This is a genomic window from Curvibacter soli (assembly GCF_029211125.1).
Classification (GTDB): Bacteria; Pseudomonadota; Gammaproteobacteria; order Burkholderiales; family Burkholderiaceae_C; genus Curvibacter_A; species Curvibacter_A soli.
In genome coordinates, this window is sequence record NZ_JARGEN010000092.1 from 1 (window position 1) to 7,528 (window position 7,528).

At 63.7% G+C, this 7,528-nt stretch carries 9 protein-coding genes; all 9 read right to left on the minus strand.

The annotated features are described in order from the left end of the window. Window positions 1-46: 46 nt before the first annotated feature. On the minus strand, window positions 47-1,291 hold the full coding sequence (locus PY257_RS16165; protein ID WP_275743677.1) for a PBECR2 nuclease fold domain-containing protein: 1,245 nt from the start codon (window positions 1,289-1,291) through the stop codon (window positions 47-49). Then, window positions 1,291-2,898: a DUF935 domain-containing protein gene (locus tag PY257_RS16170; protein WP_275743679.1), complete on the minus strand. Its 1,608-nt coding sequence runs from the start codon at window positions 2,896-2,898 to the stop codon at window positions 1,291-1,293. The genes PY257_RS16165 and PY257_RS16170 overlap by 1 nt, the downstream gene beginning before the upstream one ends. A 5-nt stretch (window positions 2,899-2,903) precedes the next feature. Next, on the minus strand, window positions 2,904-4,424 hold the full coding sequence (locus tag PY257_RS16175) for a terminase large subunit domain-containing protein (protein WP_275743680.1): 1,521 nt from the start codon (window positions 4,422-4,424) through the stop codon (window positions 2,904-2,906). Then, complete coding sequence (locus tag PY257_RS16180; RefSeq protein ID WP_275743682.1) at window positions 4,424-4,969, minus strand: phage protein Gp27 family protein; 546 nt, start codon at window positions 4,967-4,969, stop codon at window positions 4,424-4,426. Before PY257_RS16180 ends, PY257_RS16175 begins: the two co-directional genes overlap by 1 nt. Window positions 4,970-4,972: 3 nt before the next feature. Next, on the minus strand, window positions 4,973-5,281 hold the full coding sequence (locus PY257_RS16185) for a hypothetical protein (protein ID WP_275743684.1): 309 nt from the start codon (window positions 5,279-5,281) through the stop codon (window positions 4,973-4,975). Next, window positions 5,281-5,613, minus strand: a complete 333-nt coding sequence (locus PY257_RS16190) for a hypothetical protein (RefSeq protein ID WP_275743686.1) — start codon at window positions 5,611-5,613, stop codon at window positions 5,281-5,283. Before PY257_RS16190 ends, PY257_RS16185 begins: the two co-directional genes overlap by 1 nt. A 1-nt stretch (window position 5,614) precedes the next feature. Then, on the minus strand, window positions 5,615-6,199 hold the full coding sequence (locus PY257_RS16195; RefSeq protein ID WP_275743687.1) for a DUF2514 domain-containing protein: 585 nt from the start codon (window positions 6,197-6,199) through the stop codon (window positions 5,615-5,617). Further along, window positions 6,196-6,738 carry a glycoside hydrolase family protein gene (locus PY257_RS16200; protein ID WP_275743690.1) on the minus strand — a complete coding sequence of 181 codons (543 nt, stop codon included), beginning with the start codon at window positions 6,736-6,738 and terminating at the stop codon, window positions 6,196-6,198. The genes PY257_RS16195 and PY257_RS16200 overlap by 4 nt, the downstream gene beginning before the upstream one ends. A gap of 586 nt (window positions 6,739-7,324) precedes the next feature. Beyond that, window positions 7,325-7,528: hypothetical protein (locus PY257_RS16205; RefSeq protein ID WP_275743693.1), on the minus strand; the 204-nt coding region annotated here is incomplete at its 5' end.

A 7,528-nucleotide genomic window follows, 5' to 3' on the forward strand; every position in this document is an offset into this window, starting at 1 on the left:
ATCCCACGTCCGGGCGGGCCAGCATGTGGCGGCGTGCTGGCCTTTCTCATTCCTCACGGCGGTACAGGCGCACGCCGACGCGTAAGTCCTCAACGTAGGCGCCCGGTGCGGGCGGAAACGCCGTAATGCCAGCCCAGCCATCGGCTCCCAGTTCGAACACCACTAGGCCGGGTGTCTCCTGTCCATCGACCGAGAACCGCGCCACGTAGCGACGCCGCACGGCGGCACGGCCGGCAGCGTGCAGCCATTCCACCCTCGCCCAGATTTCATCGGGGGCCTGCAATGCCTGGGCGAGAAGCGGTAGGTAGCGCTCCCGTCCGCGCTTGAACACCTTCCACTCGCCTTGTGCGTCCTGGAACAACTCCTTGCCCACAACCAGACGCTCGCCGATCACGTCGCGCACGACGGCAGGCTCTGAAAGCGTGGCTCCAAAGCTGCCAAGGAATTCGCCAACATAGGCCTCGGCGGACATACCTGATGGCAACACGGCTGAAGCAGGAAGCGCTCGGGGCGCGGGCAGCGGATCGGCCGGGCGCAGGTTTGGCAAGCCCAGGCTGACCGCGCTGCCAGGCCCGCCGCCAATGGGTGTGGGCCGCTCTGGCGGTATGGCGCCGCGCAACCGCGCGCTGCCAGGTGCGTATTCAAAGCCAGGATCGATGCCCTCTGGCACGCGCACAATACGCGGGCCATTGATGCTGCGTTGACCGATCTCCCGCTCCAGAAAATTGACGGTCGGGGCCTCGTCGGGGCCGCTCTTACCCAACTTCTGCAGGTCATGCGGCCACAGGCCGCGCACCTTGCACTGGCAACCCCAACCGTTGGGAGGGAAGTGCGTTTGCCACCATTGGTTATCGCGCTCCAACACCAGCCCGTCCCATTTCACATGCAGCTCGCGCGGGTGCTGCACCCAGTCCTGGTGCTCATACTGCCAGAACGGCGCGGCCTGCAGTTGCTGCCAGCGGCCCGCCGCATAGCTGGTGGCCAGGTTGGTGTCGTAGATGACGCGGCTGCGCCAGTTGCGCCCGCCGTTGTAGTCCCATCCGTGCTGGGCGACGATGCGGTCGAAGTCCTTGCGAAAGTCTTCGAGGGTGGATTGCCCCGCGATGGCCTTCTCCACCGCCGCGCGAAAGTCGGCCACGATGGCATCGCGGTTGGCGCCGGCCACGACGAAGGCCCAGTCGTGCTCGCTGGTGTAGATGTCGGTCCACCCGTCGGTGGGCAGGTTGAGCTTGCGACGGAAAAATTCCGCCTGCTCGGCGAATGGCAGCGATCCATAGGCGGCGAACGGCATTACGCGGATCCGCCACCAAACCCGCCGGCTGCCTCCTGCATGACCTCATAGCGGCCCGCCATCTCGGCGGCGCGCAGAGCCACGGCCATGGCGGATGCGTACTGATCCAGCGTCATGCCCGGCAGCAGTGCGTCCAGGCCATCACGAATCTCGGCGAGTGACTGCGCGCGCATCACCAGTTCGCGCACCTGGTCGATCCATGCACCCACGGCCGGTGCCAGGTTATCCGCCATCCTTGTCTGCATCTGCACGGGCGGCGGCGCCACACCGGGTACTGCTGGAACGGCCACCTGCGCCGTGGCAGCGGCCAGTGCCGAAGGCAGCGTGCCAGGCACCGCCTGCTGCAGCGGCATGAGTACCAGCTCCTTGCCCTGCGCCATAGGGATGCCTAGGCGCTCATGCACCCACGAGACAGGCGGGCGCACTCCCATGTTGACCAGCGCCGGCAGTCCTTGGCTGAACGCAGTCAGGTCGTCGCGCTCCTGCGTCTTCAATCGAAACTGCGGCAGGCGCCGCTGACCGCCAGGCGCCAGCCCGTTGAGCGAGGCCACGGTAAACACCAGGTCGCGTGTGAGCGTAGTGTTGGCCTGGCGGATATCGCCGTCGCGCAGGTCTTTGCGCACCTCGTTATGCACGTTACCCAAGGCATTGGTGCTCGCCTTGCCATCGGCGCCGCTGGTGAGCGTGCCGCCCAGGATCACCTTGGACTGGTTGCGCTCGCACCACTCGATCATGAGAGCGAAGGCCTTTGGATCACCCGGCGCCACGTTGTGGAAGTCGATCAGCATCCCCTCTGGGATGATGCCAGAGGCGTTATGGCCGATGGCCGAGAGCGCACGCAGCAGCGTGGCCTTTTCCTTCTCACTGGCGTTGGGAGGATACTTGCCCAGGCGTAGCACGCCGACAAGCTCCAGAAACTCGGCCAGGTCGCCCACGCTGTAGTTCTTGAACAGGTACGTCCACACCAGCTGGCGAAACAGCGCCGAGCGCTCCAGATAGCCGCTCTTGGCCTTGTGGACGTGGGTGATCCAGCAGAAAGGCGTGAGCGTGTCACCGATGACACCATCCGTCACGTTGTTGGATCGCAGCCGCAGTTCCTGCCGATAGCCGCGGTGCAGCGTGAACCAGCTCTGCGGGCGGTGCGTGACGCTCTTTGGCACCCAGTAGCCTTCGACGCGGTGCCATTCGATCTCCAGGCACGCAAAGCCTTTGCCGATCGCGTCCGTCAGGTCGAACACCATGTCTTCGAAGTCGGGAATCTCCATGAGCAGCTCGCCCAGCTGCGCGGCATACTTCTTCTCCGCGGCGTCTGCCCCGTTTGGTGGAACTACGTCCCAGTCGAGCACGCAGGCGCGGCGGCGCTTACTCATTTCGGCGGCAATATGTCCGTCCTTCTCTTCCATGTCCTCGAACAGCTCGAACTGGGCGACCAAGTCGCCGGTCTCGGCCGCGTCCAGTATCTTCGCCAGGCGAGAAGGCGTGAGCCCGCGCGTGGGGTGCGATTGCAGCTCCCGCTGCAGATGCTGCAGCCGTGCGGTCTGCGGCGCGGACAAGTCCGGCATCGAGATGGGCTGGCCGTCTGGGCCGAGAATGCGGGAGGTTGCCATGTCAGTCACCAGGTGGCGCGCGACTCGACCAGGGCAAGGGTGTCCTCGTCCATCTCGCTGCCGGTCGCGCCGAGGTTGTCGAAGCCGCGCGGCAGCTGCGGCGCGGCGGTGAAGTCGATCTGCATGCGCTGCAAGCAAGCCGCGGCGTGCGCGTAAATGCATGCCATGGTGCTATCACCGTGGCCGATCTCCTTATTGGTAGCCTCAGGCATTCGGGGAACGCCCCGTATAAGCCTGATCGAACGGTGCCCTTGCAGCAGGCCGTCGTGCTTGGGAAGCCAGAGGGTTCCATCTTCAAGCGCTGCCTTGTAGGAAGGCATATTGTCCCGGTACCACCCTTCAGTGGGCATCAGACGCTGCACAAGAGAGCCATACCTGTCGTGCGCTGCCTCGCCCACGTAGCTGCCGTTGCCCCGACTGTCAATCACCATTCCAGACTTGCGCGGTAGTCTGTCGCAGATGGCGAACAGCACCTGCAGCTGCTGGTTGTAGGGCACGTTCTTCATCTCGGCGATGAAGGGGATGCGCTGGTGCAGGTTCGTCTCGATCTCGATCGGAGCGATAGACGACAGGTCTCCGGTGCGCGCGAAGTCCATGCCCAATGCGTGACGAAGTCCAGGCTCGAACTTGAGCAGCGGCTGCAGCACGTCGCCGATCCAGTCCCCCATGATTCGCTTGCGCAGATCCGGCGTTGCGTTGTTGAACTCCTGCGTACCGTTGAAGTGGATCACAGGCCACTCGCGCATGCGGCTTTCCACCAGCGCGCGAGTGAGCCAGGCGCCTCCGCCCTGGGCCGGAATACAGAACAGCTCCTCGTCCTCGTTTGGACGATAGCGGTCTATCGTCGCCTTGCGCCAGGCGGCCTCGGCCTCGGCCGACCACACGCGGCCAGTAACCGCGCAGATCTTGCGGTACAGGCCATCGCGCAGCGCATCGTCGAGCGTGACGCGGTGCAAGCTGTAGTCGTAGCGGCCCGCACGCACATCGTTGATCAGCTCGTTGAACGGGTTGTCCGCCCCATCGTGCGTGCTGATGATGCGGATCTGGCCGCCCCACATGGTCATGGCCATAGCCGCCTTCAGCAGTTCATTGATGTCGTCCACGAACGCCGCTTCATCGATCACCAGGCGCTCACCGGGCCGCCCCTTGGAACGCAGATTGCGCGGGTTGCTGGTGAACGCCTGGATCATGTGTCCGCTGTCGAACTTTATCGTGTAGGTGAGGATTTGCTTGTCCTCTTCTTCAATCACCGACTCCTCGATCTGCCCGGCCGCAGCGTTGAATGCCTTCGCCCATGTTGCGCAGTCGCTAATGAAGCCCGCAGTCATGTCTTTGTTGTATGAGATGTAATAGACATTGGCTCCCTGAGCGCTGGCCGCATACAGCACATCGTCAGCCGCCTCGGCGTAGCTGATACCGATACGGCGCGACTTCTCGATGATCTTCACCGGGGACTGGTCGGCAATCCAGTCCACTTGGTACTGCATCAGGATGCGCGCTGCCTGGACGACGGCTGTCTGCTGCATCAGAGCTGCCCCATGATGGCGGCGCGCAGCGCGCCGACGCCCTCCGCCGACAGGCCTTGCTGCTTCGCGGCAGCTGCAGCTGTGGCACTGGCATCTTCAAACGCCTTGCGCCGCGCCTCGGCCTCAATGGCCGCCCGCGCCTCGATGCTGAAGCGCTTCTGCGTCACGCTGGCCTTGCCAATCTCCGCCGCGTTCTTGAACAGCTTGTTCACGTCCACGTCCTCAGCGTTGATATCCAGGTCCATCAGCAGGTTGAAAATCTTCTCCTGCGTCATGCGCACCACGGCCGCGCCCAGCTTATCCTCATCGTCAGGAGCTGCGTCCACCAGGGCGCGGGCCTGTTCGCTGGCCATCTTCAGCTGGGCCATGCGCTGCTCAAAGGGTGAGCCATAGCGCTGCAGTGCTGACTTGGAGATATCGGCACCGCGCTTCTTCAGATCGACCGCCAACTGCACGTAGTCGCCAAATCCGCGCTTCACCAGCTCGGCGTCCAGCCACTCCTTGAGCTCGGGCGGCAGCTCATGCACTTTGCTGCGACGGGGCATGGCTTACACCTGCGTGATCTTGGGGCGCGCCACGCCGGGCTGCGCGTCGATCGTGTACTCCACGAAGTCGATGCCTGAGCGTGTCAGGTCCACCATCCAGCGGTCCATGGCATCCTTGGTGATGCGCACCATATCGCGCTCCTCCAGATAGTCCAGGTTCAGGCGCACTTCCTGGTGTGTCGCATCGGGGTACACAGAGCGCACGATCACCAAAAGCGGCTCCGTGTAGATGCCAACGGGGCGGCTCAAATTGATGGCCTGCAGCAGGTGCCAGCGAATGTCCTCGCGTCGGATTTTTGCGATATCGATCATTACTTCTTCACTCCCAACTGATCCAGGCTCCGCTCCATGCGCAGCGCGAAGTTGTCGATGCGCGTCTCGATGATTCCAACGTGGCGCACGAAGTCATCGCGCCGCAGGTACTCACGCGCCATGTCAGCCTGGTGCTTGCGGAACTCTCTCTCCAGCTCCAGCGTGGCAGAGGCGTTGCGGTCCTGCGTTTTAGCGATATCCGCCATCACCTTGCCCAGTGCATCGAAGCGCTCGCTGATGCGCTTCTCCCCCTGGCGGCTAATCACCTTCAGTAGTGCCCACAGCGCCGCAATGAACAATGAGGCCACCGTGATGAAGTTGGTCAGCGTCATCTCAAAGATCATGGGAAATGGGCTCCTGGGCGTTGGGAACAACGGTACGAACAAAGTCCTGCAGCCCGCTCACTTGGTTGCCGAGTCGGTCAGCCTCTGCTGCCACTGCTGCATATCTGCTGCTGCAGCTTGCGAGAAGCTCGCGGGCGGTGCGGGCAGCATCAACGATGGTGGAGGTGTCGGCAATCTTGATGGTGCCGGGCATGTCATTGCCACCATGGGCGAGTTGCGCATTGAGCTCGGCGATGGTGTCGAACAGGCTGCGGTTGCGAGCGTCAGCGCGGCCAACAGCGGCGCGCAGAGCGCCCTCACGTTGTGCTTGTTCACGGGCGATCCTTTCGGCTTGAATCTGCTTGGCCTGCTCATCCTCGCGAGCAAGGGTCTCTGCCAAGGCGCGGCGCCGCCCGGCTTCGGCCTCGGCCTGCATCAGTTCGGCGCTTCGCTTGGTCTCAGCCAGGTGCCACTCCCCACGCACGCGCTCAGCACCCTGGGCGTCACCGAGGGCTATCAGGTGCACGTTCCAAGCGCGCACGCCCAGCACTACGGCCAGGGTGAGTACCACGGCAGCTATGACGCGCAGGCTCATGGCGTGGCCTCCATGGGTTCACCCAGACACATGGAGCGCAGGTGCTTGCGATCAGTCCACACGCCCCTGCATGTGCGGTTGTCAGGGTGGCTGCACCGGTCCAGTTGCTGGCGCACAGGCCCGGCGCGGTCATAGAGCAAGATGGCGTCACATGCACCGTGGTAGTCGCCCGCATGCAGGCGGCGCACCAACGCGCTGGGGCCGGTGCGGTCGTTGTTCTTGCACACCGTGGTGGCGCCTACGTTGTAGGCAAGGCCAACGAATGCATCCCACTCGCGCTGATGCAGCGGGACATCCAGGCAGCGCTTCAAAGCAACTTCGTATTCGCTGGCATCGGCACGCAACCGCACTAGAGCGCGCACTGGCGTGGTTGTGTCGCCCATCTTCACACCGGCCGTGGAGCCGAAGCCCACCGTTGGCACCTTGGCGCCATGCACTGCATCAGGATATGCGCGCTCGCTGTAGCCTTCGCGCTGGGCGATATAGACAAGCCCTGTGGCGGACAGCGCCAGGGCGGCTATGGCGATGCGGTTATCCATTAGGCACCCCTGCGCCGGAGTGCCGTGTGCGGACGACAGGGGAATTCATGCACGGCAGGATGCAGTGCGCGCGCGATCAGCGCTAAATGGAGTGCGCCATTGTTTGCAATTGGAATGCCCGGGCTACGCTGAGGTCATCAATCCGGGAAAAGGAAACGCCGTGGGGTGCGCCCGTCTCCAAATGCCGCCCAGAGGCGGTATTTGGCCGGTGCCACGCGCGCGCGGGGTGCGCTCAAATTACTCGACGTCGAGTAATTTGAAAAAGGCCGGCGCCACGCGCGCGCGGGGTGCGCCCGTCTCCAAATGCCGCGCCGACGCGGTATTTGCAAAACGCAGTGCCACGCGCGCGCGGGGTGTCATGCCGCACGCTTTCCGCTCTTTACTCTATCTCCCTTAGGCGCAAACGCCCCAAGCGTCGTCTTGATACCAGCTTGCACCTGGGCCGGCGCTGCGTGAAAGTTGTCCAGCAGCACGCGGTCACCATCCGACACCGCCCGCGCAGGTGCTGGTGCTGGTGCTGATGCGCCGCCAACGCGCTGTCCCGTCAGAACATAGGCGATATCTACACCGATAGCGGCAGCGGCGATCAGATACGCGCCGCCTGGAATGTTGTGGTCGTTCTCGAAATGTCGGCATTGACTTTCGTGGCCGGCCCCATGGCCTCCTGCAATTGCGCAACAGTCATGCCCACCAGCGGGCGGTGTAGGCGAATGGCCTCTGACATCTCGTTGTCGCGCTGCATCTTCGCTATGCGCTCCTGCGCTTCATTGCCGGCTGCGGCATAGCTGGC

What these genes read in the sequence shown, in the direction of transcription:
- PY257_RS16165 (WP_275743677.1), bottom strand. Translation starts at nt 1,291, where the DNA reads ATGCCGTTCGCCGCCTATGGATCGCTGCCATTCGCCGAGCAGGCGGAA.
- PY257_RS16170 (WP_275743679.1), bottom strand. Translation starts at nt 2,898, where the DNA reads ATGGCAACCTCCCGCATTCTCGGCCCAGACGGCCAGCCCATCTCGATG.
- PY257_RS16175 (WP_275743680.1), bottom strand. Translation starts at nt 4,424, where the DNA reads ATGCAGCAGACAGCCGTCGTCCAGGCAGCGCGCATCCTGATGCAGTAC.
- PY257_RS16180 (WP_275743682.1), bottom strand. Translation starts at nt 4,969, where the DNA reads ATGCCCCGTCGCAGCAAAGTGCATGAGCTGCCGCCCGAGCTCAAGGAG.
- PY257_RS16185 (WP_275743684.1), bottom strand. Translation starts at nt 5,281, where the DNA reads ATGATCGATATCGCAAAAATCCGACGCGAGGACATTCGCTGGCACCTG.
- PY257_RS16190 (WP_275743686.1), bottom strand. Translation starts at nt 5,613, where the DNA reads ATGACGCTGACCAACTTCATCACGGTGGCCTCATTGTTCATTGCGGCG.
- PY257_RS16195 (WP_275743687.1), bottom strand. Translation starts at nt 6,199, where the DNA reads ATGAGCCTGCGCGTCATAGCTGCCGTGGTACTCACCCTGGCCGTAGTG.
- PY257_RS16200 (WP_275743690.1), bottom strand. Translation starts at nt 6,738, where the DNA reads ATGGATAACCGCATCGCCATAGCCGCCCTGGCGCTGTCCGCCACAGGG.